The organism is Actinosynnema sp. CS-041913, assembly GCF_050942485.1.
Taxonomy (GTDB): domain Bacteria; phylum Actinomycetota; class Actinomycetes; order Mycobacteriales; family Pseudonocardiaceae; genus Actinosynnema.
Genome location: NZ_CP192037.1, coordinates 3,794,772 through 3,820,889, shown reverse-complemented (window position 1 = coordinate 3,820,889; position 26,118 = coordinate 3,794,772). Strand labels below are relative to the sequence as shown.

General features: G+C 72.2%; 28 protein-coding genes. 11 read left to right on the top strand and 17 right to left on the bottom strand.

The window, feature by feature from the left end; translation table 11 throughout:
- Positions 1–3: 3 nt before the first annotated feature.
- Entirely contained in the window at positions 4–849 is an 846-nt protein-coding gene (locus tag ACQPZF_RS18215; RefSeq protein ID WP_433273129.1) for a helix-turn-helix domain-containing protein, read from the bottom strand.
- A 144-nt stretch (positions 850–993) separates the two neighbouring features.
- Here ACQPZF_RS18215 and ACQPZF_RS18210 point away from each other — a divergent pair, with 144 nt between their 5' ends.
- On the top strand, positions 994–1,335 hold the full coding sequence (locus ACQPZF_RS18210) for a hypothetical protein (RefSeq protein WP_433273127.1): 342 nt from the start codon (positions 994–996) through the stop codon (positions 1,333–1,335).
- On the opposite strand, the gene ACQPZF_RS18205 is transcribed toward ACQPZF_RS18210, so the two are convergent.
- From ACQPZF_RS18205 to fabG, 8 genes are all read right to left on the bottom strand, one after another.
- Entirely contained in the window at positions 1,301–3,235 is a 1,935-nt protein-coding gene (locus ACQPZF_RS18205) for a vWA domain-containing protein (RefSeq protein ID WP_433273125.1), read from the bottom strand. The genes ACQPZF_RS18210 and ACQPZF_RS18205 overlap by 35 nt on opposite strands.
- Positions 3,232–4,617, bottom strand: a complete 1,386-nt coding sequence (locus tag ACQPZF_RS18200; RefSeq protein WP_433273123.1) for a sigma 54-interacting transcriptional regulator — start codon at positions 4,615–4,617, stop codon at positions 3,232–3,234. Before ACQPZF_RS18200 ends, ACQPZF_RS18205 begins: the two co-directional genes overlap by 4 nt.
- Before the next feature lie 82 nt (positions 4,618–4,699).
- Positions 4,700–5,479 (bottom strand): TylF/MycF/NovP-related O-methyltransferase, encoded by a 780-nt coding sequence (locus ACQPZF_RS18195; RefSeq protein ID WP_433273121.1) that lies wholly within the window; start codon positions 5,477–5,479, stop codon positions 4,700–4,702.
- A 166-nt stretch (positions 5,480–5,645) separates the two neighbouring features.
- Positions 5,646–6,443: a hypothetical protein gene (locus tag ACQPZF_RS18190; RefSeq protein WP_433273119.1), complete on the bottom strand. Its 798-nt coding sequence runs from the start codon at positions 6,441–6,443 to the stop codon at positions 5,646–5,648.
- A gap of 32 nt (positions 6,444–6,475) precedes the next feature.
- A complete protein-coding gene (locus ACQPZF_RS18185) occupies positions 6,476–6,949 on the bottom strand; it encodes a YcxB family protein (protein ID WP_433273118.1) in 474 nt (157 codons plus the stop codon).
- Between the two features lie 201 nt (positions 6,950–7,150).
- Positions 7,151–8,167, bottom strand: coding sequence for a ferrochelatase (locus ACQPZF_RS18180; RefSeq protein ID WP_433273116.1), 1,017 nt, complete (start codon positions 8,165–8,167; stop codon positions 7,151–7,153).
- A gap of 80 nt (positions 8,168–8,247) precedes the next feature.
- Positions 8,248–9,015, bottom strand: coding sequence for an enoyl-ACP reductase FabI (gene fabI, locus ACQPZF_RS18175; RefSeq protein ID WP_433273114.1), 768 nt, complete (start codon positions 9,013–9,015; stop codon positions 8,248–8,250).
- A 32-nt stretch (positions 9,016–9,047) separates the two neighbouring features.
- Positions 9,048–9,752 carry a 3-oxoacyl-ACP reductase FabG gene (fabG, locus tag ACQPZF_RS18170; RefSeq protein WP_433273113.1) on the bottom strand — a complete coding sequence of 235 codons (705 nt, stop codon included), beginning with the start codon at positions 9,750–9,752 and terminating at the stop codon, positions 9,048–9,050.
- An 85-nt stretch (positions 9,753–9,837) separates the two neighbouring features.
- Between fabG and ACQPZF_RS18165 the strand changes: the two genes are divergently transcribed.
- From ACQPZF_RS18165 to ACQPZF_RS18150, 4 genes are all read left to right on the top strand, one after another.
- Positions 9,838–12,513 (top strand): FAD-binding and (Fe-S)-binding domain-containing protein, encoded by a 2,676-nt coding sequence (locus ACQPZF_RS18165; RefSeq protein ID WP_433273111.1) that lies wholly within the window; start codon positions 9,838–9,840, stop codon positions 12,511–12,513.
- Between the two features lie 121 nt (positions 12,514–12,634).
- Positions 12,635–14,545, top strand: coding sequence for an eCIS core domain-containing protein (locus ACQPZF_RS18160; protein WP_433273109.1), 1,911 nt, complete (start codon positions 12,635–12,637; stop codon positions 14,543–14,545).
- 32 nt (positions 14,546–14,577) lie between these two features.
- Entirely contained in the window at positions 14,578–15,111 is a 534-nt protein-coding gene (locus tag ACQPZF_RS18155; RefSeq protein WP_433273107.1) for a hypothetical protein, read from the top strand.
- Positions 15,112–15,146: 35 nt separating this feature from the next.
- The gene (locus tag ACQPZF_RS18150; protein ID WP_433273105.1) at positions 15,147–15,338 is read left to right on the top strand and encodes a hypothetical protein; all 192 of its coding nucleotides are present in this window, start codon (positions 15,147–15,149) and stop codon (positions 15,336–15,338) included.
- A 9-nt stretch (positions 15,339–15,347) separates the two neighbouring features.
- Here the strand turns inward: ACQPZF_RS18150 and cutA are convergent, their stop codons facing one another.
- Positions 15,348–15,668: a divalent-cation tolerance protein CutA gene (cutA, locus tag ACQPZF_RS18145; protein WP_433273103.1), complete on the bottom strand. Its 321-nt coding sequence runs from the start codon at positions 15,666–15,668 to the stop codon at positions 15,348–15,350.
- Between the two features lie 70 nt (positions 15,669–15,738).
- Between cutA and ACQPZF_RS18140 the strand changes: the two genes are divergently transcribed.
- Both ACQPZF_RS18140 and ACQPZF_RS18135 read left to right on the top strand, forming a co-directional pair.
- A complete protein-coding gene (locus ACQPZF_RS18140) occupies positions 15,739–15,918 on the top strand; it encodes a hypothetical protein (protein ID WP_433273101.1) in 180 nt (59 codons plus the stop codon).
- Entirely contained in the window at positions 15,915–16,295 is a 381-nt protein-coding gene (locus tag ACQPZF_RS18135; RefSeq protein ID WP_433273099.1) for a YchJ family protein, read from the top strand. The genes ACQPZF_RS18140 and ACQPZF_RS18135 overlap by 4 nt, the downstream gene beginning before the upstream one ends.
- A 60-nt stretch (positions 16,296–16,355) precedes the next feature.
- On the opposite strand, the gene ACQPZF_RS18130 is transcribed toward ACQPZF_RS18135, so the two are convergent.
- Entirely contained in the window at positions 16,356–17,081 is a 726-nt protein-coding gene (locus tag ACQPZF_RS18130) for an ANTAR domain-containing response regulator (RefSeq protein ID WP_433273097.1), read from the bottom strand.
- Between the two features lie 56 nt (positions 17,082–17,137).
- Between ACQPZF_RS18130 and ACQPZF_RS18125 the strand changes: the two genes are divergently transcribed.
- The 3 genes from ACQPZF_RS18125 to ACQPZF_RS18115 are packed head-to-tail and all read left to right on the top strand — an operon-like array spanning position 17,138 to position 20,058.
- The gene (locus ACQPZF_RS18125) at positions 17,138–17,815 is read left to right on the top strand and encodes a response regulator transcription factor (protein WP_433273095.1); all 678 of its coding nucleotides are present in this window, start codon (positions 17,138–17,140) and stop codon (positions 17,813–17,815) included.
- Positions 17,816–19,174: an ATP-binding protein gene (locus ACQPZF_RS18120; protein ID WP_433273093.1), complete on the top strand. Its 1,359-nt coding sequence runs from the start codon at positions 17,816–17,818 to the stop codon at positions 19,172–19,174.
- Positions 19,171–20,058, top strand: a complete 888-nt coding sequence (locus ACQPZF_RS18115; protein ID WP_433273091.1) for a TAXI family TRAP transporter solute-binding subunit — start codon at positions 19,171–19,173, stop codon at positions 20,056–20,058. The genes ACQPZF_RS18120 and ACQPZF_RS18115 overlap by 4 nt, the downstream gene beginning before the upstream one ends.
- Here ACQPZF_RS18115 and ACQPZF_RS18110 read toward each other — a convergent pair.
- The 5 genes from ACQPZF_RS18110 to mobA form a co-directional block, all read right to left on the bottom strand.
- On the bottom strand, positions 20,055–20,627 hold the full coding sequence (locus tag ACQPZF_RS18110; protein WP_433273090.1) for a DUF5655 domain-containing protein: 573 nt from the start codon (positions 20,625–20,627) through the stop codon (positions 20,055–20,057). The two genes, ACQPZF_RS18115 and ACQPZF_RS18110, sit on opposite strands and share 4 nt — an antisense overlap.
- Before the next feature lie 80 nt (positions 20,628–20,707).
- The gene (locus ACQPZF_RS18105; RefSeq protein ID WP_433273088.1) at positions 20,708–21,673 is read right to left on the bottom strand and encodes a VWA domain-containing protein; all 966 of its coding nucleotides are present in this window, start codon (positions 21,671–21,673) and stop codon (positions 20,708–20,710) included.
- Positions 21,673–22,554: a DUF58 domain-containing protein gene (locus tag ACQPZF_RS18100; RefSeq protein WP_433274597.1), complete on the bottom strand. Its 882-nt coding sequence runs from the start codon at positions 22,552–22,554 to the stop codon at positions 21,673–21,675. The genes ACQPZF_RS18105 and ACQPZF_RS18100 overlap by 1 nt, the downstream gene beginning before the upstream one ends.
- Before the next feature lie 59 nt (positions 22,555–22,613).
- The gene (locus ACQPZF_RS18095; RefSeq protein WP_433273086.1) at positions 22,614–23,654 is read right to left on the bottom strand and encodes an AAA family ATPase; all 1,041 of its coding nucleotides are present in this window, start codon (positions 23,652–23,654) and stop codon (positions 22,614–22,616) included.
- 75 nt (positions 23,655–23,729) lie between these two features.
- Entirely contained in the window at positions 23,730–24,239 is a 510-nt protein-coding gene (mobA, locus tag ACQPZF_RS18090) for a molybdenum cofactor guanylyltransferase (protein ID WP_433273080.1), read from the bottom strand.
- Between the two features lie 151 nt (positions 24,240–24,390).
- Here mobA and ACQPZF_RS18085 point away from each other — a divergent pair, with 151 nt between their 5' ends.
- Positions 24,391–24,885 (top strand): hypothetical protein, encoded by a 495-nt coding sequence (locus tag ACQPZF_RS18085; protein ID WP_433273077.1) that lies wholly within the window; start codon positions 24,391–24,393, stop codon positions 24,883–24,885.
- A gap of 24 nt (positions 24,886–24,909) precedes the next feature.
- Here ACQPZF_RS18085 and ACQPZF_RS18080 read toward each other — a convergent pair whose 3' ends face one another.
- Complete coding sequence (locus tag ACQPZF_RS18080) at positions 24,910–25,890, bottom strand: hypothetical protein (RefSeq protein WP_433273075.1); 981 nt, start codon at positions 25,888–25,890, stop codon at positions 24,910–24,912.
- Between the last annotated feature and the right edge of the window lie 228 nt (positions 25,891–26,118).

Here is a 26,118-nt window from a genome sequence, read left to right as displayed (position 1 = left end):
CACCTAGTCGAATTCCTCGATGAGGTGATCGAGCCGCGCAAGGCTTTCGGTCGGTGACAACGCCGCACGCTGCGCTCGATCGAACGCCAGTGTATAGACGTCCGTGTGCGGCGGACGATCATGAATATCGGAGTCCGTGAGAGCTTCGACGTACACGAACGTCACTACCGGGTCGCCGAGTTGGATCAAGGTGAACCAGGTGCCCAGAGCGAGATAGGCCCCCGCTTCGAACGGGAGCAGTCGGACTGTGATGTTCCGCCGCGAAGCCAACTGCCTGATGTGGTCGAGTTGATCACGCATCACGACACGACCGCCCACCTGGCGGCGCAGACCCGACTCGCTGAGCACGACGGTCAACTTGGGCGCACCCGATTCGACCAGCCGCCGCTGCCGGTCGACCCGTTGCCGGACGGCCGCCTCCACCTCCCGGGGTGTCAGCGCGGCGCCCTGGGCCAACAAAGCACGGGCGTAGTCCTCGGTCTGCACCAGGCCCGGCAGCAGCTCCTCGGCGAACACCTTGATGTGCTCGGCCGCCGTTTCGAGCGCGACGTAGGTCTGCGCCCAGTCGGCGACGAACGCGGGACCGGGATCGCGCTTGCGGGCCACCTTGCCCAGCTCGACCACCTTCGCGCGCTCGTCGGCGTCGAGCTTGAGCAGGTCCGCGAGGACGGTCACCTCGACCGCCGCCAGCTTCCGCTTGCCGCTCTCGACCAGACCGACCTTCTGCACGTACGACCAGCCGAGCGCGTCGGCCACCTCGGAGGCCTCCACACCCGCCCGTTCGCGGTAGGCGCGCAGCAGCGCTCCGAGTTCGATGCGCCGCGCGAGCGGCGGCGGCTGGTGTGCCATCGGGTGATCCTCTCGTCCCTGCGTTCCCAACGCCGCAAGGAGTACCCGGATGCGGGCACTCGGAGCAATACACCCGATCGTGGAGTTCCTACTGCATCATGACAGTAATACCGTGGCTGTACTCACTCCACGGGAAGGCGGCAGATGAACGCGCTGGACGAGCACCCGCACCGATCGGTCGAACAGGAACCGCTCTGCGGCGAGGAGGAGTTCGCCTCGGTCCTCCGGGAATTGGTCACCCGCGACGCCCCACGGGTGTTCGCGATCGTGGAGGAGTACCGGGTGCGCGAGGACGCCTGGGTCGCCGCCTGGGGTATCGACCTCGGCGATCGCGCCGAAGTCCTCTGCGTCGAAGGCGGTTTCCGGCTCAGCACCGAGAGCCCGGACACCGCGCTGCGCCTGTTCTCCCTCACCGAGGACGTGACGGCGCACCTGGTCTGGGTGCCCGAGGTCACCGCCGACGGCGGGACCTCAGGTAGTCGCTGACCACCGCCGCGCCGAGACCGTCCTCACCGGGTGCGACGACCCGCCCGCCGCTGCGCCGGGCCACCAGGTCCACGAACTGCGCAAGCCTCGGGTCGTCGCCGAGCCGGAACACCGTGATCGCCGCACCCAGCCGCGCCAGGCCGTCGACCTCCACGATGGTCTTGGCGATGGTGCGCGGCAGCGGCGGGTAGTAGAACTCGGCTTCGCCGTCGGGTTCCAGGTGTGCGGTGGGCTCGCCGTCGGTCACCACCAGCACCACCGGCTGGGCGTCCGGGTGGCGGCGCACGTGCCGGCCGGCCAGCAGCAGCGCGTGGTGCAGGTTGGTGCCCTGTTCCCACACGCCTTCCAGGGCCGTGAGCTGCCCGATGTCCACCGTCTCGGCGTGCCGGCCGAACGTGATGAGCTGCAACGCGTCCGTGCGGAACCTCGTGCTCACCAGGTGGTGCAGCGCCAGCGCGGTGCGTTTCATCGGCACCCAGCGCCCGTCCTGCACCATCGACCACGACGTGTCCACGCACAGCGCGACCGCCGCCCGCGACCGCTGCTCGGTCTCGCTGACCTCGACGTCCGCGACGTCCAGCCGGATCTCGCCGACACCGGACCGCAGCACGGCGTTGGTGACCGTGCGCGGCACGTTCCACGGCTCGGTGTCGCCGAACTGCCACGGCCGGGTGCTGCCGAGCAGTTCGCCCGCCGCGCCCGCCTGCGTGTTGTCCCGCCGCCCCTGTGCGCGGACGCTGTCGATCACGCCGCGCAGCGCGGTCTCGCCCAAGCGCCGCAGCGCTTTCGGGGTCAGCCGCAGCGAGCCGTCCGGGGCTCGTTCGAGCAGGTTCTGCTGCCGCAGCTCGCGTTCCAGCTCGGCGAGCCGTCGCGCGTCCACGCCCGCTTCCGCGCCGAGTTGGCGGACCAGCGACTCGGCGTCGATGTCCTCCAGCCGCGCGCCCGGGTACGACTGGGAGAGCTGTTCGGCCAACGCGTCCAACTCGGCCAGGTCCGCCATCGCCTGCGCGCCCTCGCCGAGCCCCAGCGGCTGGTCGCCCCGGAAGCGCGCCGAGCCGTTCCAGTCCTCGCCCGGCCGCAGGCCTTGCAGCAGCGAGTCCAGGGTGGACAGTTGCGAGCCGATGCCGGAGTTGCCGAAAGCCTGCTGCGACAACGCGTTCAGCTCTTCGCGCTGCTCGTCGGTCATCGAGTTCATCATCCGCTGCGCGGCGGCGGACCGGGCCGCGAGGGCGTCGATCAGCTCGTCCACATCGCGCGGGTTCTCCGGGAAGAACTCGCCGTGCGCACGCATGAAGTCCTGGAACTGCTCCGGCGTGTCGGCGCCCCGGGCATGCGCGGCGAGCAGGGCGTTGAGGTCCTTGAGCATGTCCTGGATGCGCTGGACGTCCTCGGGGCCGACGTTCCGCATGGCCTGCTTCATGCCCTGGAACCGCTGGTCCAGCAGCTCCTGCCCGAGCAGGTCCCGGATCTGCTGGTAGGACTCGCGAGCCTGCGGCGAGCGCCAGTCGTACTCGGCGAGTTCCCGGACGGCCGCCGCGGTGCCCTGCGGCAGGGCGTCCAGCTCCGCCTCCCGGAACCGCGCCTCGTCGTCCGGGTCCGGGAACAGCGCCGTCCGCTCGGCCTCCAGCGCCTGGTCCAGCAGGCGGCGAACCTCCTGGAGCGTGCCGTCCAGCCGGTGCCGGCGCTGGATCGCCGACCGCTTCCGCCACAGCCGCGACGTCAGGTCGTCCAGTCCGCGGGTGCCCGGCAGGCCGCGGCGCAGCAGCTCCCGCAGCGCCGACGCGGGTGACGCGCCCTCCATGACCTCACGGCCCAGCTCGTCCATCGCCGCCCGCAGGTCGGTGGGCGGCGCGAGCGGGTCGGGCCCGTCGACGTAGCGGCCGTAGCGGTAGGTGCTCATCCGTAGATCGTTCGGTCGTCGTCGGTGTCCTTGGAAAGCTGGCGGGTCAGGTAGAGCGACTCCAACGCCAGCTCGACGGCCGACGCGATGCGCCCCACCGGGTCCTTCGGCCCCGCGCCGACCCGCTTCGCGACCTCGTGCAGCACGGGCAGCTCCGGCAGCGCGCCGAGGATGTCGCCCGGGTGCACCTGCTCGCCGGTCGCGACGGGGTGGCCGTCCGAGACCAGCTCGGCCAGCGGCCTCAGGTTCAGCCCGGCGAACGTGGACCGGGCGGTGTCGGCGACGGCGCGGCGCAGCAGGTGCGTGAGGACTTCGTGCTCGCGGCCCTCCTCCCCCGCCTCGAACTCCAGCTTGCCGCGCAGCACCTCCGGCACCGAGTCGAGGTCGACCGGGCGCGCGATGGGCGGGTTCTCGCCGATCAGGGCACTGCGCCGCAACGCGGACGCGGCCACCGTCTCGGCCGCCGCCACCGCGAACCGCGCCGACACGCCCGACCGCTGGTCGATGGACGACGACTCGCGCAGGTGCCGGACGAACCGGGCGATGACCTCCAGCAGGTGGTCGCCCACCTCCGCGACCAGGTCCGCCTCCTGCCGCACCAGCGCCACCTCGGCGGAGACCTCCAGCGGGTAGTGCGTGCGGATCTCCGCGCCGAACCGGTCCTTGAGCGGCGTGATGATCCGGCCGCGGTTGGTGTAGTCCTCGGGGTTGGCGGTGGCGACGAGCAGCACGTCCAGCGGCAGGCGGAGGGTGTAGCCGCGGATCTGGATGTCGCGCTCCTCCATCACGTTGAGCAGCGACACCTGGATGCGTTCGGCGAGGTCGGGCAGCTCGTTGACGGCGATGATGCCCCGGTGCGAGCGCGGCAGCAGGCCGTAGTGGATGGTCTCCGGGTCGCCGAGGCTGCGCCCCTGGGCCACCTTGACCGGGTCGACGTCGCCGACCAGGTCGCCCACGCTGGTGTCCGGCGTGGCCAGCTTCTCGGCGTACCGCTCGTCCCGGTGCTTCCACACCACCGGCAGCTCGTCACCCAGCTCGGCGGCGCGCCGCTTCGACTCGGGCGTGATCGGGTCGAGCGGGTGCTCGTTCAGCTCGGCGCCCGCGATGACCGGCGTCCACTCGTCGAGCAGGCCGACCAGCGTCCGGAGCAGCCGGGTCTTGCCCTGGCCGCGCTCACCGAGCAGCACGACGTCGTGGCCCGCGAGGATCGCCCGTTCGAGCTGCGGCAGGACGGTCCGGTCGAACCCGACGATGCCCGGCCACGGGTCGCGCTGCTCACGCAGGGCGGCCAGCAGGTTGTCGCGCAGTTCGGCCTTGACACCACGGACGACGTGCCCGGCGGCCCGCAGCTCGCCCACGGTCGTGGGAAGTACAGAGGTCACCCTTCGAAGCTACGCAACTCCCGCCGTCCGGTCGATGTGGAGCGACTCCAGCCCTGCGGGCCGGGCCGTTGTGCGGGTGGGGTCAGATCGCGGTGATGCGGATGGCCAACTGCTCGTTGTTCGAGGTGAAGCACAGGTACTCGAACTCCACGCCGTGACGGGCCACGAACTCGCCCCACGCGAGGTGCTCGTGGACCTCCCAGCCCGGGTAGTTGAAGTACTCGTCGAACAGCACGACGCTGCCCGGCCGCAGCCGGGGGCCGGCGTGCTCCAGCGCGGTCACCGTGGACGAGTACAGGTCCGCGTCGAGGTGCAGGAACGCCACCTCGTCGGGGTGCTCGGCGAAGAACCCGGGCAACGTGTCCTCGAACCAGCCCGGCACCACCTCCGCCCCCGGCACCTGCGGCACGTGGTCGGCCCGGAAGTAGCCGGCGGGACGCTTCGGCCGCCAGTCCTCGGGCAGCCCCTCGAACGAGTCGAACCCGTAGACGCCGCCCGCGCGCTCCTCCGCGATGATCTTCAACGTGGTGCCGCGGAAGACGCCGAACTCCAGCGCCATGCCCTTCTCGGGCGCGTGGGTCAACGCGTGCCGGAGGGTGTCGAAACGATTCGGGAACGCGGTGACGGTCAGCAGGTTCTCCCGCACGAACCGCTCCGTGGTGCGCAGCGCGTGACGGTCGGCCTCGGCGTGGATGTCCCGCCTGGCCTCGTGCTCGATCTCCCGCACCGCCGCGATCAGGCGGTCCGTCTCCTGCCGTGCGACCTCCTCGAATTCGAGGCGCAGCCGTCGGACGAGGTCGTCGCGGTCCGCCACGTCGCTCGTGATGCGGGTGAGCAACGCCTGGCGCAGTCTGCCCAGCACTGGGGTCTCCTCTCAGACGACCCCCAGTCACTTACCGGGTCCGACCGGTGATCGGAACCCCGCTACCCCTGAATGCCGCGCGTTCCGGGGGGTCGAACGATCGCGATTCCACCCGGAACGCACCGCCGCGGCCCGAAGTGGACCGGCGGCAGCCGCCGCACCCAGGCTAGTGCCGGCCGGCGGCCTGGTCCGACAGCACCCGCACGGCCTCGTCCACGGCGGCCACCCGGGCTCGCCGCACGGCCTCCGACAGCGGGCGCAGCGCCTCGTCCCGGGCCGCCTGCGAGGACGCCGAGACGGCCCCGCCCGGCGCGTCCGACGCGGCCACCGCGAGGATCGCAGCCACCTCCGCCGCGCGCTGCAACACCCGCAGCGAGCGTGGCGGCATGCCGGCGGGCCACCCCAGCTTCGAGTGCTCGGTGGACAGCTCCGCGATCTCGGTCCGCACGTTCGGCCGGTGCCGGGCCACGTCCAGGGTCACCAGCGCGGTGGCCGCCTCGCGCATCGCCGAGGCCAGCCCGTGCTCGCCCTCGCCGATCGGCACGTGCTCGGTCGTCGTCGCGGTCGGCAGGTCGAACACCGTCCAGCGCAGCACGCCGTCCGCCACCAGCCTGGGCACCAGGCCGACGCCGACCTCGGGCAGCACGACGGCCTGCCCGGCGCGCAGCGCGCTGTGGCTCAGCGGACCGCGACCGCCCAGGCCGCGGACGTCACCCGGGACCGGCAGCACGAGCCGTGCGGTGGAGGCCGACGCCCGGCGCAGGGCGGCCAGCAGCAGGGCCAGGCCGACCGGGGACTCGTCGGGGCCGGGCAGGTCGAGCGCCGTCGCGGTGCCGTCGTCGTCGGCCACCACTTCGTGCAGCTCGGCCCAGAACCCCAGGGCGTCGAGGACGTCGTCGGCCGCGGCTGCACCATGCAGCCAGGCGGACGTCCACACGACCAGCGTCGCACTCGCACAGGACACGCTCACCAAGGTTACGCGGCCCCACCGACAGTTCAGGCCTTCGGGCCGACGTGTGCCACCAGCAGGGACCGGAACCGGTCGACGTCGTCCGCGCCGGTGAAGGCCCGGTGCGGCACGGCGAACATCGCGGTGGTCGCGGTCCGCAGCACGAACCCGCGGGGCGTCTCCGACCAGCCGGGCAGCTCGTCCCAGGCCAGCTCGCTGCGCGCGGCGTCGCCGACCGACATGCGCAGCGAGTGGTCGTCCGCCGAGCCGGTCACGGTCTTGGCGGCGAGCGGGTGGTTGTGGAAGTTCACGGCGGCGCCGACGGGCACGAGTGCGATGATGATCACAGCGAGCGCGATCCCGAAGACACCGGCCCACGTCATGCCGAGGAACAGCACGACGACCCCGAGCACGCCCAGCGCCAGCCCGAACCACGGGGCCCACCGGTAGAGCGGGACGGCGGCCCGCAACGCGTCACCCCAGTCCGCCGACCGGGGTGACCAGCTAAAATCGACACTCACCGGGCGGGCCTCCTCGTGGTTTCGGGCCCGGCGTCCCACCGCACGGGCTTCGTCACAGCCGGCAGTACAGCACTCACCGCGCCACCGCGTGGGCTGTTCTGCGCGAACTGTTCAGCGCGTCTGCTATTCGGCGCGGACGGTTCAGCGCGCGAGCTGTTCGCCGCGAACAGTTCACCGCGTGCGCTGTTCGGTGCGAACGGTTCAGCGGGTGGGGCGTTTCGCGGGCTCGCAGCACAGCGGGGCGCAGGGCGCGCCGTTCACGGTGCAGCCGGCGGCCGGGAAGGCGGACAGCTTGCGCGGCGAAACGTCGGACAGGTGCTCGGCGACCAGCTCCGCGACCAGCCGCGCGAACCGCGGGTCGCCGTTGGGCGTGGCGGCGCGGGCGAAGCCCAGGCCGAGTTCGGCGGCCCGGTCACGGGCCTCGGTGTCCAGGTCCCACACCACTTCGAGGTGATCGCTGACGAACCCGATCGGGCACACCACGACGTTCGCCACGCCCTTCGCGTGCAGGGCGTCGAGGTGGTCCACGATGTCCGGCTCCAGCCAGGGAATCCGCGGCGGACCGGACCGCGACTGCCACACCACGTCGTGGTCGTCCACCCCGACCGCCCGCGCGACCAGCCGGGACGCCTCCGCCACCTGCCGGGAGTACCGGTGGCCGCCTTCCTCCGGCGGCCCGGCGGCCTGGTCCGCCGAGATCGGCACCGAGTGCGCGGTGAACACCAGGCGGTAGTCGGCGAAGTCGGCCGCCGCGGTCCGCACGGCGTCCGCGAAGGACTCGATGAACAGCGGGTGGTCGAAGAACTGGCGCAGCTTCACCAGTTCGGGCGCGTCCGGCACGGCCGCGCGGGCGCGCAGGATGTCCTCGTCGTACTGCCGGCACGCGGAGTAGCCGCCGTACGCGCTGGTCGGGAAGACCAGGGCGCGCCGGACCCCGTTCGCCTTCATCTCGGCGAGGGTGTCCTCCACCATCGGGTGCCAGTTGCGGTTGCCGAAGTACACCGGCAGGTCGATCCGCTCCTCGACGGCGGCGATCGCGGCGCGGTTCAGCGCGTTGATCGGCGACACCCCGCCGAAGTGCAGGTAGTGCTGCTCGACCTCGTCCAGCCGCTCGGGCGGCACACCCCGGCCGCGGGTCACGTTCTCCAGGAAGGGGCGGACGTCTTCCGGTCCTTCCGGTCCTCCGAAGGACAGCCAGAGCAGCGCGTCGTAACTCACCCGGACATCCTCGCGCCGCCCCGCCGGTGGCGCACAACCGGGTCGGCGTGATCGAGCGCACGCCGACCCGGCCGGCTGTGCTACAGGCCCAGGAAGTGCACGCCGCCGTCCACGAACACCATCGAGCCGGTGGTCGCCGGGAACCAGTCGGACAGCAGGCCGCACACCGACTGCGCGACCGGCGTCGGGTCGTCCACGTTCCAGCCGAGCGGGGCCTTCTCGGCCCACATCGCCTCCAGGTCCGCGAAGCCGGGGATCGACTTGGCCGCCATGGTGCGCACCGGGCCGGCGGAGACCAGGTTGACCCGGATGCCCTGCGGCCCCAGGTCGCGCGCGAGGTAGCGGTTGATCGACTCGAACGCCGCCTTCGCCGCGCCCATCCAGTTGTAGGCGGGCCACGCCTGGCGGGCGTCGAAGTCCAGGCCGACCACCGACGCGCCCCGGCCCATCAGCGGCAGGGTGGCCTGCACCAGCGCCTTGTACGAGTACGCCGAGACGTGCATGGCGGTGGCCACGTCCTCCCACGGCGCGTCCATGAACGGCGCGCCGAGGCAGGACGGCGGCGCGTAGCCGATCGCGTGCACCACGCCGTCCAGCCCGTCCACGTGCTCGCGCACCCGGTCGGCCAGCGTGTCCAGGTGCTCCTGGTTCTGCACGTCGAGTTCCACCACCGGGGCGGGCTGCGGCAGCCGCTTCGCGATCCGCTCCACCAGGCTCATCCGGCCGAACCCGGTGAGCACCACCCGGGCGCCCTGCTCCTGGGCGACCTTGGCCACGTGGAACGCGATGGACGCGTCCGTGATCACCCCGGTGACCAGCAGCCGCTTGCCTTCGAGCAGACCCGTCACGTGTGTTTCCTCCGAGAGTTGTGAGTGGATGTTCAGTGGCCCATGCCGAGGCCGCCGTCGACCGGAAGCACCGCGCCGGTGATGTAGGCGGCGGCGTCGGAGGCCAGGAAGGTGACGGCGGCGGCGATCTCCTCGGTCGTGCCGTACCGGCCGGCGGGCACCTGGGCGAGGATCTGCTTGCGGCGCTCCTCGGGCAGCGCGTCGGTCATGTCGGTGGTGATGAAACCGGGCGCGACGACGTTCGCGGTGATGTTGCGGGAGCCCAGCTCGCGGGCGATGGAGCGGGCCACGCCCACCAGGCCCGCCTTGCTGGCGGCGTAGTTGACCTGGCCGGCGCCGCCCAGCAGGCCGACCACCGAGGAGATGAACACGATCCGGCCGTACCGCTTGCGCAGCATTCCCTTGGACGCGCGCTGCGCGACCCGGAACGCGCCGGACAGGTTGGCGTCGACGACGCGGGTGAACTGCTCGTCGGTCATCCGCAGCAGCAGGGTGTCGTCGGTGATGCCCGCGTTGGCGATCAGCACCTCCACCGGCCCGTGCGCGGCCTCGACCTCGGTGAACGCCGCGTCGACCTCGGCGGAGACGGTCACGTCGCACTTGACGCCGAGCAGGCCGTCGGGCGCGCCGGAGCCCCGGTGGGTCACCGCGACCTTGTCGCCCTGCGCGGCGAACGCCCGCGCGATCGCCAGACCGATACCCCGGTTGCCGCCGGTGACCAGTACGGACCTCGACACGCCGTGCTCCCATCGCCGCTGGTTGATGCGGGGCGAGGCTATCTCCTGCGCCGGAGCGGTCCACCACGGGCCGGGGTGGATCACAATGATCCGGGTGACCGGATTCCTGGAACAGCTACGGGCCTCCGTGGACGGGGACGTGCTCGCCGACCCGGCCAGTCGTGCCCTGTACTCCGTGGACGCCTCGAACTACCGCCACGTGCCGCGGGTCGTGGTGCGGCCCCGTTCGCTGGACGCGGTGGTGTCCGCCGTGCAGGTGGCGGTGGCGTTCGACGTGCCGGTCACCAACCGGGGAGCGGGGACGAGCATCGCCGGGAACTCGGCCGGGCCCGGCCTGGTGATCGACTTCGCGAGGTACCTCGACCGGGTGATCTCGATCGATCCGGTGGAGCGGGTCGCCGTCGTGCAGCCGGGTGTGGTGCTCGACCGCCTCAACGACGCCGCGCGGGAGCACGGGCTGCTGTTCGGGCCGGACCCGTCGACGCACTCGCGGTGCACGGTCGGCGGGATGGTCGGCAACGACGCGTGCGGCGCGCACTCCGTGGCGTGGGGCAAGACCAGCGACAACGTGGTGGCGCTCGACGTGCTGCTGCCGGACGGGCGGCGGTTCGACACGCGCACTCCCCCGCGGCTCGACCTGCCCGAGGTGGACCCGGCGTGGTTCCCGTCGCTGGACCGGCGGGTGTCGGGGTACCGGCTGGACGCGCTGCCGGACCTGGCGCGGGCGCTGGTCGGGTCCGAGGGCACCTGCGTCACGGTGTTGGGCGCGTCGTTGCGGCTGGTGGAGGTCCCCGAACGGCGCGTGCTGGCGGTGCTGGGGTTCGACGGGCCGTACGACGCCGCCGACCACGCCGCCGTGGTCCGGGAGCTGGACGTGTTGGCGGTGGAGGGCATCAACGAGTCGTTGGCGGACGCGGCCCCCGGCTCGCGGGCGCTGCTGCCGCGCGGCGTGAGCTGGCTGTTCGTGGAGACGGCGGACGAGGCGGTGGCGCACGTGGCGGCGTCGCTCGCCCCGCACTCGGTGGTGGTGACCGATCCGGCACGGCAGCGGGCGCTGTGGCGGGTGCGGGAGGACGGCGCGGGGTTGGCGACCCGGATGGCCGACGGCAGTGAGGCGTGGTCCGGGTGGGAGGACGCCGCCGTGCCACCCGAGCGGCTGGGGTCGTACCTGCGGGAGTTCGACGCGTTGCTGACCGGCCACGGGCGGCGCGGCGTGACGTACGGGCATTTCGGCGAGGGGTGCCTGCACGTGCGGATCGACTTCGACCTGCGCGCCGGGTACCGGTCGTTCCTGGAGGACGCGGCGGACCTCGTGGTGGCGCACGGCGGTTCGCTGTCCGGCGAGCACGGGGACGGGCAGGCGCGGTCCGAACTGCTGTCCCGGATGTACCCGCCGGCGGCCCTGCGGGCGTTCGGGCGGTTCAAGGCGGCGTTCGACCCGGACAACCGGATGAACCCCGGCCGCATCGTGGACCCGCTGCCGCTGGACGCGGACCTGCGGGTGGTGGTCGCGCCGCCGACCATCCCGACCCGGGCGAAGCTGGCGCTGCACGCCGACCGCGGTGACCTGGCGGCGGCGACGCGGCGGTGCGTGGGCGTCGGCAAGTGCCTGAACACGTCCGGCGGGGTGATGTGCCCGAGCTACCGGGTGACGCGGGAGGAGAGGCACTCGACGCGGGGACGGGCCCGGCTGCTGTTCGAGATGCTGAACGGGGAGGTCGTGCGCGACGGGTGGCGGTCGCCGGAAGTGCGCGACGCGCTGGACCTCTGCCTGGGGTGCAAGGGGTGCAAGCGCGACTGCCCGGTGGACGTGGACATGGCCACCTACAAGGCGGAGTTCCTGCACCACCACTACCGGCGGCGGGTCCGGCCGCTGTCGCACTACTCGATGGGGTGGCTCCCGCTGTGGTTGCGGCTGCGGCTGGTCAACGGGGCCACGTCCCGGCTCGCGCGGTTCGCCGGGGTCGCGGTCGAACGGCCACTGCCCACGCCGGCGGCGCAGACGTTCCAGCGGACGTTCGCCGGCGGGGGCGGCGGGGACCGGGTGCTGCTGTTCCCGGACACGTTCACGAACTACTTCGAGCCAGGGGTGGGACATGACGCGGCGGCGGTGCTCTCCTTCGCCGGGCAGGGCGTGGAGGTGCCCCGGTCAGCGGTCTGCTGTGGACTCACCTGGTTCTCCACCGGGCAGTTGGGCGTGGCGCGTCGGGTGATCCGGCGGACGGCGCGGGCGTTGCGGCCGTGGACGGCCGCCGGGGTGGCGGTGGTCGGCCTGGAGCCGAGTTGCACGGCGTTCCTGCGGTCGGACGCACTGGAAGTGGCCGGTGACGACCAGGACGTGGTGCGTCTCGCCGAGTCCGTGCGGACCTTCGCCGAACACCTGTCACCGCTGCTGGAGCCGTTGCCGCGCAACGGTTCTGCGCTCGTCCAGCCGCATTGTCACCAGTACGCCGAAATCGGCTTGGACGCCGACCGGGCGCTGTTGGAGCGGGCCGGCGTGTCGGCTTCGGTGTTGGCGGGCTGCTGCGGGCTCGCCGGGAACTTCGGGTTCGAGAAGGGCCACTACGACGTGTCGATGGCGGTGGCGGAACAGACCCTGCTGCCTGCCGTGCGCGAAGCCGCGCCGGAGACGACGGTGGTGGCGGACGGCTTTAGCTGCCGGACCCAGGTGCGCCAGGGCTCGGACACCGAACCGGTGCACACGGCGACGCTGGTCGCGAGGGCGCTCGGCGTCGACCGGAGCGGAACTTCCCGTCGTTGAGGTGTCCTCGGGCAATCACCTTGCCCGAGGACTGCCCTCGGTGGCCTGTTGCACGGTGTCCCGTCCGGTTCGAATGGTGCGGTCGTGTCACCCACACTCTCGTCCTCGGACGGAGGCAGCCGTGCAGATCCGCGACGAACCGAAGCGCCAGGAGGAGCCTGCGCGGCGGCCGACCGACAGGGCACCCCGAACCACCGAGCCGCCGACTGCGGCCGTGCTGCTGGCGTTGCAGCGCACCGTCGGCAATGCCGCCGTGGCCGGGCTGTTGACCGGGCCCCACGCGGTGCAGCGGTCGGCCGTGCACGAGGTGTTGGGCGATGCGGGCAGGCCGTTGGACGAACCGGTCCGCGCGGAGATGGAAACCCGGTTGGGCGCGGATTTCTCCGACGTCCGCCTGCACACCGGCACGACCGCCCAACGCTCCGCCGATGAGGTCGGGGCACGCGCGTTCACCTCGGGCAACCACGTCGTCATCGGCGACGGCGGCACCGACAAGCACACCCTCGCCCACGAACTGGTCCACGTGATCCAGCAACGCCACGGACCCGTCGCCGGCACCGACCGCGGCGACGGCATCGGCATCAGCGACCCCGGCGACCGCTTCGAACGCGAAGCCGAAACCACCGCCCACCAAGCCCTCTCCGCCCCGGTCCACACCACACAACGCCTGACCCGCACCACCCCGACCGGCATCCACGTGCAGCGGGTCGACGAGCAGGGTCAGACCTTCGAAAGCTTGCGGCTCCGCGGCAACGCGAGGCTGGAGGCCATCAACGCCGGGGTGCCGCTGCAAGAAGGAGACCGCGGCACACATGTCGCGATCATCCAGCAGGCCCTCGCCGACATGCAGTTCCCGGTGGCCGTCAACGGCAGGTTCGAGCCGGAACTGGGCGAGGTCATCAGCAACTTCCAGGACGCGCTGAACCTGCCGGCGACCGGTGTCCTCGACCGGGCGACGATGGCGAAGCTCGACGGCTACCTCTCCGGCCACCTGCCGGAACGGATGATCGCGACCGACACCGACCGGGGGTTGGACGAAGGCACCCGCAACCTCGGTCCCGGCTCGCGTCACGCGCTGCTCGACGCCATCACCATCGAACAGCGCGGCGAGGACGGGGCGCTGCCCGAGTTCCAGCGGGACATCCCCGGTCGGCCGCCGTACGAGGTCCGCATCCGCGACTTCCTCGAAAAGGCCGTCACACTGCTGTACGACAAGCACGTCAAGCCGAATCTGCCCCGGGACGAGCGGAACCTCATGGCGCCGGCGGAGATCAACCGGGTGGCCTCGGCGGCCAAGGCGGAAACCGATGCCGTCTTCGGTCGGTACAAGACCGGTCCGGACACGGGTTTCACGTACGGCGTCAACATGCTCGACCACTTCGAGTTGTCCGCCACGCGGGATCAGGCGTCACCCGCGCTGGCGCAGAAGGCGCCCGACATGCACCTCCAGCGGCTGCTCGACAGCCAGCCGGAGGTCCGGCAGATCGACGTCGAGCACGGGGCCGTGCAGAGCCGGGACGCCGAGCGCGCGCTCATCGCGCGGGCGAGGGCCGAGGTGGTGGCCGACCGGCGGGCTGAACTGGTGGCCATCGAGTACCACTGGCCCGGGACGGCGGGCGACGGGAAGATCAACCTCCAACGGTTCCGGGGCCCGAACGCGGCGGCTCACCGGGACGTCCTCTACAAGCTGTTCGGCATCGTGATCCACGAGTACATGCACACCCTCGAACACCCCGACCACGTGGCGTTCCGCCTCGGGTTGAGCAACGAACACGGTGGGAAAGTGCTGCGCGAGGGCATTGTGGACTACTTCGCGAAGATGGTGTGGGACGGCTTGGCGTTCGAACCGGACCTGCGCCGGAAGATCGAGGGGGACGAGCTGTACGACCCCGACGCCCCACCTCACCCGATCCCGCTGCCCACCCGGTACATCGAGATCGGGAACGCCGGGCAGGCGGTCGGGATCGTCGGCATCCGCAACGCCATGGCGGCCTTCTTCCTCGGCCAGACCCATCTCCTCCGCATGCCCTGACCGACTACACGCGAACGCGAGGTAGCAGTGTGGTGAGCAATCCCGACCCGCAGTTCCGGCAGCACATCGAAACGCGGGACTTCCGCGGCTGGCGAGGACTGCCGGAGGACGCCGACTACGCCGAGTTCCAGGCGCGGTTCCCCCGCCTGGTCGACGCCGATGCCCGGGGCCTGCTCGGCAGCGCCAACGAGCCGGCCTATTTCTCGGTGCACATCGGTGACGGCTACCCGCAGCACCTGACGGCGTGGCGGAGGGACACGCGGCTGCTCATGGTGGAAACGGAACTGCCGAGAATGGTGACCCCGCTCGACGACCTCACCGCCGAACTGGGCGAGCCCGCCGCGCGACTGGACTACTTCTGGGGCATCCTCACCGTCCCGGAAGGGGCACACATCTATCCCGGCAACGGGATCACGCTGTTCATCGGCCCGGAACGACAGGTGTTGAAGTTCGCGCTGTTCACGCCCTGCGACCTTGAGGAATACCTGCGCACCCGACACCACGACCCCCGCATGGTGCCGCTGCCGTTGCCGTTGCCGGACGACTTCCGCGACGACGGTATGTGAACGGACCACCCTCTCGTCCTCGGAAGGACACGGTCATGCACACCCGCGACGAACCGGAGCGCCGGCAGCGCCTGGCACAGCCCGCGCGGCGCACCGACGGGTCGACCGGGAACGCCCGCACGGCCGAGGCGGACTCGCATCCGGCGGAGCTGTCACCGAACGTGCTGCCGGCGTTGCAGCGCACGGTCGGCAACGCCGCCGTGACCGGAATGCCGCGAGTGCCCTGACCGCTCGTGCTACCGGGTCTCCTCGGTGACCCAGGCGAGGTAATCCGGGTTGCCGCCGAGCACCGGCAGGGCCAGCACCTCCGGGGTGTCGTAGGAGTGGTTCGCCTTGACGAAGTCGGTCAACTCGTCGACGCGGTCGTAGGCGGTCTTGATCCAGAGCTGCCACTCCTGGTCGTCCTGCACCCGACCGTCCCAGCGGTAGACGCTGCGGATCGGGGCGCTGATCTGCACGCACGCCGCCAGCCGGGCCTCCACGACGGCGCGGGCCAGGGTGGCTGCCGCGTCCTCGCTGTCGGTCGTCGTGATCACCACGACGTGGTTGTCGCTCATCCCGCGGAGCGTAGCCACTGTGGACGACGGTCATCGGGGGCGGACAGCCGCCTTCTCCTATCCTGGGGACGTGCACACCGACGAGGCCGTGTCGGTCCTCTCCGACCCGGCGACCCCGGCGGACGCCCGCTACCAGGCCCACGCCGACCTGACGGCAGCGGCGGCGGCCGGCGACGCGGAGGCCGAGGCCGCGCTGAAGTGGCTGCGCTGGAGCCGCTCCGACCGCACCGCGTGCGATCGGCCGGAGTGACCGCCGTGACCACCTGCCCCTGCGGCCTGGGCGAGCCGTACGAGACGTGCTGCGGCGCGTTCCACTCGGGGCTGAAGAGCGCGCCGACGGCCGAGGCGCTGATGCGGTCGCGGTTCGCGGCGTTCGTGGTCGGTGACGAGGCCTACCTGCTGGCCACGTGGCACCCGACCACCCGGCCGAAGCGCGTTGACTTCGACCCCGACCAGCGCTGGACGGGGCTGGAGATCCTGGAGCGCACCGGCGGCGGCCTGCTGCAGAACACCGGCACCGTCGAATTCCGCGCCCATTACCGGTGGCGGGAGCAGCGTGAGGTGTTGCACGAGAACAGCCGATTCGTGCGCGAGGACGGGCGCTGGCTGTACGTGAGCCCGAGCTGAGCCAGGCGTGGTTCGCGTGACCTCCGGCAGGGCGAATTGTCCGGGAGGTGACGAAAATCCCTAGGGTCTGCGCACCGAGTCGAGCAGATTGCGCGCGACGACCCGGAGCTTGGTATTGCGCGTCTGCGACTCGTCCACCAGCCGCTGGAACGCCTCCTGCGCGCTGATCCCGTGCGCCGCCATCAGCACCCCCTTCGCCTGGTCGATCTCGGCCCGCGACTCCAGTGCCCGCTCCAGGTGCGTGACCAGCGAGCGGGACCGCTCATAGCGCTGGAACCCGGTGATCGAGGTGGACGCGGCGGTGGTGAACAGCCGCAGCAGGGCTTCGTCGAACGGGTCGAACGCGCTGGTCACGGAGCTGTACAGGTTCAGCGAGCCGAGCACCGAGTTGTCCACCACCAGCGGCGCGGACAGGTAGGCCCGCACCCCGGCCCGCTCCGCCGCCGCCGCGAACTCCGGCCACTTCTCCCGCCCCTGCTCGACCGTGACCCGCACCGGCCGCTGGGTCCGCGCCGCCTCCAGGCAGGGCCCCTGACCTGCGGAATACTGGTCGGTGTCGATCGACACGACCCTCTCGTCGGTGGCCGCGGCGGTGGACGCGCCGTCCGGACCCACGACGGTGACCGACACGTTCTCCGCATCCGGGATGACCCTGGACGCCGACTCGACCAGTTGCTGCAGCACCTCGGTCAGTGACTGCTCGTCGGCCAGGACGCCGGCGAGTTCCTCCAGCGCCTCGCTGGCCTCGTCCAACAGGGACGCGGGGACACGGTCTTCGATAGTCACCAGCACTGTTTACACCGCGCGCGCCATAATCGCCGCTACCAGAAGGGGGTGACCGGTTGCGCGTGCTGCTGGTCGAGGACGACGACGGTGTCGCCGACGCCTTGGTGGAGGCGCTGGAGGCCAACGGGCACCGACCGCACCGGGTGAGCCGGGGTGCGGACGCGCTGCGCCACCACCGGGACTTCGACCTGCTGCTGCTGGACCTGGGGCTGCCCGACACGGACGGGCTGGAGGTGTTGCGCAAGATCCGCAAGGTCGCGCACACCCCGGTGCTGGTGCTGACCGCGCGTGGCGACGAGCGGTCCATCGTGCGCGGGCTGCGGCTGGGCGCGGACGACTACCTGGTGAAGCCCGTGCGGCTGGGCGAGCTGCTGGCCCGGATGGACGCGGTGGCGCGCCGCACGGCCCGGGTGGGGCCGCACGACCGCACGGTCCGCGTCGGGGACGTCGAGATCGACCTGGAAGGCCGCCGGGTAAGCGTCGGCGCCGCGGAGGTGTCGTTGACCACCAAGGAGTTCGACGTGCTGGCGGCGCTGGCCAGCCGGGCGGGCACGGCGGTGAGCCGGCAGCAGCTCATGGACGAGGTGTGGGGCGACGCGTACCTGGCGGTGTCGCGGTCGCTGGACGTGCACCTGGCCGGGCTGCGCGCCAAGCTCGACCGGCCCGGCCTGCTCACCACCATCCGCGGCTTCGGCTACCGGCTGTCGCCGGCCGACGACCAGACCGGGGCGTGAATGCGCCGCCGCCTCCTGCTCGTGCTGCTGCTGTTCTCCGCCGCCGCCGTGACGGCGTTCGCGGTGCCGCTGCTGGCCGCCACCGCCGCCGAACGCACCCAGCGGTTCGTCATCGACCGCAACGCCGACCTGGACCGGTTCGCCGCGCTCGCGCAGCAGGCCGAGACCGGCGGTGACGACGCCGCGCTGGTGGACGAGGTGACGGCGTACGTGGAGCTGTACGGCGAACCCGTCGTCGTGGTCGACGCGCGGCGGCAGCCGGTGGCGCAGGCCGGGATCGCCGCCGACGACCCGGCGCTGGCCGACGTGCTGGACGCGGCGCTGCGCAACCAGCCCGCGCCGACCGTGCCGACGGTGAAGCCGTGGTCGTCCGGGACGGTGGTGTTCGCCCGGCCGGTCGGCACCGGCACGCGGGTCGCGGGCGCGGTCGTGCTGCGGGCGTCGGTGGACCGGGCGGCGGCGGACGTGGCGCGCCGCTGGCTGTGGGTGCTCGGCGGGGCGCTGGCGGCCGGGGTGGGCTCGGTGCTGCTGGTGCTGGCCGTCGCGCGCTGGCTGCTGAAACCGCTGGCGGAACTGGCGGTCGGCGTCCGCGCGGTGGCGGCCGGCGAACGGCGGGCGCACGTGCCCGAACGCAGCGGGCCGCCGGAGGTGCGGGAGCTGTCGGAGTCGTTCAACCGGATGTCCGACGCGGTCACCGAGGCCGCCGACCAGCAGCGGCGGTTGATCGCGGACGCGTCGCACCAGTTGCGCAACCCGATGGCGGCGCTGCGGCTGCGGATGGACACGCTGGGCGGTCAGGTGAAGCCGGCGGGTGTGCGGGCCTACGACGCGGGCGTCGCGGAGATCGAGCGGCTGGAGTCGTTGCTGGACGGGCTGTTGGCGCTCGCGTCGGCGGAGAGCACGGCGACGGAGGTCGCGGCGGGCGGCCGTGAGCCGGAGTTCGCCGATGTCGGCGTGGTGGTGGCGGACCGGGCCGACTTCTGGCAGGTGCCGGTGCCGGACGTGCCGATGCTCGCGGTCCTCGTGCGGTGTCCGGAGTCGGAGCTGGCGCAGGTGTTGGACGTGTTGCTGGACAACGCGATCAAGTACGGCGGCGGGCGGGTGGAGGTGACGGTGGGCGCCGATCGGGCGGCCGGGGTGGGCTGGGTGCAGGTGTCCGACGACGGCGCGGGGATGACCGCCGAGGAACTGTCCCTCGCCACGGCCCGGTTCTGGCGCGGGCGTTCGGACCGGCCGGGCACCGGGCTCGGCCTGGCGATCGCCGACCAGCTTGCGCGGGCGCGCGGCGGCGCCCTCGAACTGTCCTCGGTGGACGGTCTCACGGCCCGGGTCGTGCTGCCGCTGGAGCCGGCGCTGTGAACCGCCGGACGTTCCTGCTCGCCCTGCTGGCCACCGGCTGCACCTCCGGCGGACCGGGCGGCGAACTGCGGATCGCGGGGGGCGAGAAAGGCGGCATGTACTACGACTTCGCCACCCTGCTCGCCACGCAACTCCAACCCGACCTGCACGGCCACGTCGTCGAAACCCAAGGCAGCCTCGCCAACCTCGACCTCCTGCGATCCGGCGACGTGCAGGTCGCGCTGACGCTGGCCGACGCGGCACGGGTCGCCGATCCCGCGCTGGAACTGCGTGCGCTGGGGCGGGTGTACGAGAACTACCTGCAACTCGTGGTGCGGGCGGACGACCCGGCGCGCCGCGTCGCCGACCTCGCGGGGCGGACGGTCTCGCTGGGCGCGGCGGGTTCGGGCGCGTCCCTGTCCGGCGAGCGGATGCTGGTCACCGCCGGGCTGGACAACTCGGTGCGGGTGGCGCACCTGCGGCTCGCCGAGGCCGCGCAGGCGTTGGTGGACAAGCGGATCGACGCGCTGCTGTGGTCCGGCGGGGTGCCGACGCCCGTCCTCGCGCAGCTCGCCGGCATCCGCCTGCTGCCGCTGGCGGAGTTGCTCGATGGCCTGCGCACGGCCCACGGTTCGGTGTACGAGCAGGTCCCGGTGCCGGTCGGGGTCTACGGCGCGGCCCGCGAGGTGCCCACCATCGGCGTGGCGAACCTGTTGGTGTGCCGGGCTTCGCTGCCCGACGAGGTGGCCGCGGCGGTCACCCGGACCCTGGTCAACGAGGCGGCGGCGCTCGTGCCGGAACAGGCGCTCGGCACCCAGTTCCTGGACGTCCGCAGCCTCATCGGCACCGCCGGCCTGCCCCTCCACCCCGGCGCCGCGGTCGCCTACCGCGACCTGCACGGCTAGAGGTTGCTGGTGTAGGCGTCCCGGAGCCAGTCCAGTGTCTCGTCGTCGATGTCGTCGGCGCTGGCAATGGGAATCCGCACCGTGATCGCGCCGTTACCGACCGAAGGGGCGTCGGCCTGCCGGCCGACCGGTTCGTGGCCGGCCAGCCGGAGGCCGAGGTCCACCCGGGCGCGGGTGCTGGCCTTGACGATCGCGAACGTGCGGCGCGGCGAGACCAGGGCGACGTAGGTCTTGCGGGCCTGGACGTGCATCGGGCCGAGCAGCGCCGCCTCGGCCAGCAGCCGGTCCAGGATGGGCCGCAGCTCGGACCGGTCGGCGTACTGCCGGTCGACGAGTTCGTCGGAACCGGCGGGCATGAACTCCGGGTAGCCGAACCGCTCCATCACCAGCAGCATCTGCGGGTACCCGGTGACCTCGCGCTCCTTGAGCCAGACGCGGAGTTCGGGCTCGCTGTCGATCCCGGACTCCAACACCCGCCGGTTCCACTCCGGCACGCCGTCCCCGGTGCTGCGCCGGAGGAGCCCCGCCGACCAGTCGACCATCTCGCGCCAGTTCTTCGCCGAGAGCATGGGCCACATCCTGCCGCGTCGGGCCGGTGGCCGCGCGAGAAGCGGCTCACCGGCCTGGAACACGGACGAATCGGTCACCGCTAAGGCAGTCGCTGCCCCACGACCAGCGCGCCGGCCACCGCGATCAGCCCGATCAGCGTGCCCAGCACCACCCACGGCCGGCTGGCGTCGGACTGCTTCTTCTCGTAGCCGATCTGCTCGCCCAGCGTGTCGTAGACCCGCCGCAGCTCCTCGGCGCTCGCCGCCTTGAAGAACTCGCCGCCGGACAGCTTCGCGATCTCCTTCATCGAGTCGTCGTCCACCGGCACCTCCTGCCGGCGGCCCTCGATCTCGACCACGCCGTCCTCGGTGCCGAAGGAGATCGTGGAGATCGGGATGCCCGCCTTCTTGGCGTCCTCGGCCGCGTCGAACGCCCGCCGCGTGCCGACCGTCTCCTTGCCGTCCGTCATCAGCACGACCCGCGCGGGCGGCGGGCCGTCCGCGCCGCCGACCACCTTGCCGAACGAGTCGATCGCCGCCAGCGCCGCCACGATCGCGTCACCGGTCGCCGTGGACTGGGACAGCTTGAGGCCGTCGATGCTCTGCGTCACGGCGCTCCGGTCCGTGGTCGGCGCGACCAGCACGGTGGCCGAGCCCGCGAACGAGATCAGGCCGAGGTTGATGCCCGGCGTCAGGCCGTCCGCGAACGACTTCGCCGCCACCTGCGCCGCCTCCAGCCGGGACGGCCGCACGTCGGTCGCCTTCATCGACAGCGACACGTCGATCACCAGCATCACGGTCGCCCGGTTGCGGGGCACCTTCTGCTCGGCCGTCGGACCGGCCAGCGCCACAGTCAGCAGGATGAACGCCACCAGCAGGAAGGCCGCCGGCACGTGCCGCCACCAGCCCTGCTTCTTCGGGGCGACCTTCTCCAGCATGGACAGGTTGGCGAACCGCAGCATCCGCTTGCGCAGCACGCGCTGCAACACCACGTAGAACGCCGCCACCGCCGCCACGACGACCAGCAGGAGGAACCACCACGGCGCGGTGAAACCCGACAGGCTCATCAGGCCACCCCTCCCGACCAGCGGCGCTTGCGGGCCACCACGAAGCGCACGGTGTCCGCGATCCAGTCCGAGTCGGTGCGCAGCACCAGGTGCCCGGCGCCGGCCTGCCGCAGCCCGGCCGCCACCGCCGCCCGGTGCTCGGCCGCCGCCGCGGCGAACTCGCGGCGCAGCAACGGCGACGCCGTCACCTCGCGCTGTCTCCCGGTCTCCGGGTCGGCCAGCACGACCGTGCCGATCTCCGGCAGGTCGATGTCCCGCGGGTCCACGACCTCGATCGCCACCAGGTCGTGCCGGGCGGACAGCGCGCGCAGCGGGCGCTGCCAGTCCGTCGTCCCGAGGAAGTCCGAGATCACCACGACCAGGCCCCGCCGGCGCGGCGGGCGGCGCAGTTGCTCGACCAGCTCGGACAGCGAGCCGCGGGTGCCCTCCGGCGCGCGGGGCGTCTCGGCGACCTTGCGGATCAGGCTGCGGGCGTGCGCCAGGCCACCGCGGGCGGGCACCCGGACCAGCGACTCGCCGGTGGACACCAGCGCGCCGATCCGGTTGCCGCCGCCACGGGTCAGGTGCGCCACGGCCGCCGTCGCGGCCACCACCAGGTCACGCTTCTCGCAGGCCGCCGTGCCGAAGTCCAGCGACGGCGACAGGTCGATCGCCAGCCAGGCCTCCAGCTCGCGGTCCGCGACCGTCTCGCGGATGTGCGGCACGGTGGTCCGGGCGGTCACCGCCCAGTCCATCCGGCGCACGTCGTCGCCCGGCTGGTAGGGCCGCGCCTCGCCCGGCTCGGAACCCGGACCGGGCACCAGACCGAGGTGGTTGCCCTGGAGCAGGCCGTCCAGCCGGCGGCGGACCTCCAGTTCCAGGGTGCGCAGCGCGGCCTCCATCCGACCGCCGTGCAGGACCGGCGGCGCCCAGTGCGGCCGGTCGGTGGGCTCTTCGGAGGTCACGGCCTACCCGCGGGTGCGGGCTGCTGTGGAGCCTGGGGACGGGCGGAGACCTGCGGCAGCGGCACGGTCTGCAGGACGCGCGTGATGATGTGGTCCAGCGGCACGCCGTCGGCCAGCGCGTCGTAGGACAGCACGAGCCGGTGCCGCAGCACGTCCGGCACCACGTCCACGATGTCCTGCGGCAGCACGTAGTCCCGGCCCCGGACCAGGGCGAGGGCCCGCGCGCCGGCGATGATGCCCAGGCTGGCCCGCGGCGAGGCGCCGTACGCGACCCAGCCGGCCACGTCGGTGAGCTGGTGCTCCTTCGGCGCGCGGGTCGCGATGACCAGCCGCACCACGTAGTCCACCAGCGCGTGGTGCACGAACACCCGCGACGCCACGGCCTGGAGGCGGACCAGCTCCTCGGGGCTGAGCACCTGGCTCGGGACCGGCGGCTCGACGCCCATCCGGTAGACGATCTCCCGCTCCTCCTCGGCCGTCGGGTACTCGACCTGGATCTTGAACAGGAACCGGTCGCGCTGGGCCTCGGGCAGCGGGTAGACGCCCTCGTTCTCGATCGGGTTCTGGGTGGCCAGCACCAGGAACGGGTTCGGCATCGGGAACGTCCTGCCGCCGATGGACACGTGCCGCTCGGCCATGACCTCCAGCATCGCGCTCTGCACCTTGGCGGGCGCGCGGTTGATCTCGTCGGCAAGCACGAAGTTCGCGACGACGGGACCGAGTTCGACGTCGAAGCTCTCGCTGGCCTGCCGGTAGATGCGGGTGCCGAGGATGTCGGCGGGCACCAGGTCGGGCGTGAACTGCACCCGCGAGAACGAGCCGCCGACGACGTTCGCGAACGTCTCGACGGCCAGCGTCTTGGCCACGCCGGGCACGCCTTCCAACAGCAGGTGGCCCTTGGCCAGCAAGCCGACGAGCATCCGCTCGACCAGCCGGTCCTGACCGACGATCACCCGCTTGACCTCGAACACGGTGCGTTCGAGCAACTGGGCGTCACGAGCCGGCGTGTTGGGCGCCTCGGCGGCGGGCTCGGACAACAGGTCCTCCTACGACAGGGTTGTGCGACGGTGCCGAGTCTCCCCTGTCGCCGGTATGGCTCTTGTGAAGGGGGCCTATCGACCTAGGTCGTCCGGTGTGTCCACGTCCCGCGCCTCACCGGGCAGGGCGGCCACCTCGACGGGTCGGAGCGGGCCGAGCACGAACCGCATGGAGGCGTTCCGCGGGTCGGCCGGCAGCGCGGCGCGGAGTTCGCCGGTCCGCCACACCCCCGCGAGCCACTGCCTGCGGCCTTCGTCGTCCACCAGCACGGCGGGCCGCCCGACGTCCAGCAGCCTCTCCACAGTGGACGAGGTCACCCCGGGCTGGTCCACCGCGAGCACCACGACGACGGACGCGCGCACATGCGCCAACCCGGCCGCCACACCCGCGACCGGTCCCCCGCCCGGCGGCTCCTCGCGGGTCCAGACCACTCCGGCGACGTCGCGCGCCGGCCCCACGACGACCACCCGCCCGGCGGCGTGAACGGCGGCGAGCGCGTGGGCCAGCAACGTGCGGCCACCGACCTCGACGGAGGCCTTGTCGACGCCGCCCAACCTGCTCCCGCGTCCCCCGGCGAGGATCACGGCATCCCATTCAGCCAGCGCTCTGCTCCAGGTCGACGGAAACCGGCACGACACCATCCTCCCGGTGGGACCGCGGTCGGCGCGAATCCTGCCCGAATCGTCCGCATGCTCGCGACGCCGAATCAACGTGACGCGCCGCTAGCATTCCGGCATGGGGAGTGACGACCTGCTCTTGGCCGACGACGGGAATTTCGACCAGGTGCAACCGCAGGGGCCGGTGGGGCGCTTGATCAGCTACCTCTGCGCGTCGCTTCTGATGCTGGCCGGACCGGCCTGCATCGCCTTGTCAGCCGTGACGGGCGAGCCCGCCTGGCCGGGCGTGCTGGTCGTCGTGGCGATCGGGGTGGTGGTGACGATCCTCGTGGGTGGTTTCGGGGCCATGCTGTGGATCTCGACCTCCCGGGGGAAGCGTCGTGCGGGCCGGTTGGCGCGCAACGGACGCCCGGCCACCGCGCGGATCGTCGGCACGACCTCGTGCACGCTGGGCGAGGAGTCGGGCACCGAGTTGACCTTGCGGATCAGCGGCCCGGAGGTGCCGGAGTTCGAGACGACCCACCGCAGCCGGCTCGACACCGTGTCCTCGCTCGGCGAGGAGTTCGCAGTCGTCGTCGATCCCTCCGACAACCTGTTCCGGATCGTGCGCTGACCCGGCCGTGGCAGCGACCACCGGTCACCGCCGACGCCGCAGGCTCCCCCACACCAGTACCGCGGTCACGACGCCCAGGCCGAAGCCGAGAGCGGCGGTGCGGGGCACACTGGCGTTGACGGTCGGCGGAACCACAGGCGCAGCGGCCGGTTCCGCTTCTTCGACGGCGGTGTCGGCCGGGCGGCGGATGATCAGCACCCAGATCAGCGTGGCGAACGCGACCAGGCAGGCCTCGACGGTCGCGATGAACGCCGCGTACATGTGCCAGGCGTAGAGGTCGCCGTCCTTGGTCAGCGCGGACAACGCCATGATCTCGCCGAGGCAGAGCACCGACACCGCCAGGACCGCCATCGACCGCTGAGTCGGATCGGTCACCGCGGAGCGGAAGAAGCCGACCTCGATGCCCAGTGCGACCAGGAGCAACGCGATCACCTGGCTCATCTGCGCGAAGAACTCCTGGTCGATCCCACCGCCGCGGACGAGGTGGTACTCCCACCACGTGGTCGCGAAGTAGGCGGCCAACGTCCCGACCAACAACGGCACCGCGGCGCGGACCCGTGCCCACTCCTGCGGACGCCGGGCCCGCAGTCGCCGGCTGATCAGGACCCGGGGATCGGCGTCGAACGTCGCGGCCAACACCATCGCGAGCGCCACCACGTAGAGCGGCGCGACGGGCAGGTCGAACCAGAGCCCGTTCGGATCGTGCCCCGCCCGCTGTCGCACCACGACACTGGCCAGGACATCGAGCCCCAGCGTGATCCCCGCGCCGGCGATCCACCACGCGGTGATCCGCCGGGTCCGGTCGCCGCCGACACGCCGGCGGAACCGACCCTTCACGGCCAGCACGACCACCAGGATCGCCGTGTCCACCGGGACGAGCAGCCAGTCCCAGCGGTGCTCCAACCCCGCCGCGTCGTCGACACCGGCGAGGAACTCGTCACTGAACGCGAGGATGATCAACACCAGGAAGACGGCCACCATGGGCACCTGCACGGAACGCGCCACGCGGGATCATTCGCCGGCGGAATCCCGACTGTTACACCCGTCGGGCCTCGGCCTCACCGCACCGGTGACGCCGCAACTCGCCGTCACGGCCCATTGCTCCACCCCGCTCCACGCCGGGTGCAAGAACCGGGCAACCGCGGTGCGACGGCGTAGCGCCTGGTGGTGGCGCCCCCAGGCCGCCACCACCAGGCGTTGTGCGCCAAGCGGATCGTGCCGCCGTGATCGGCG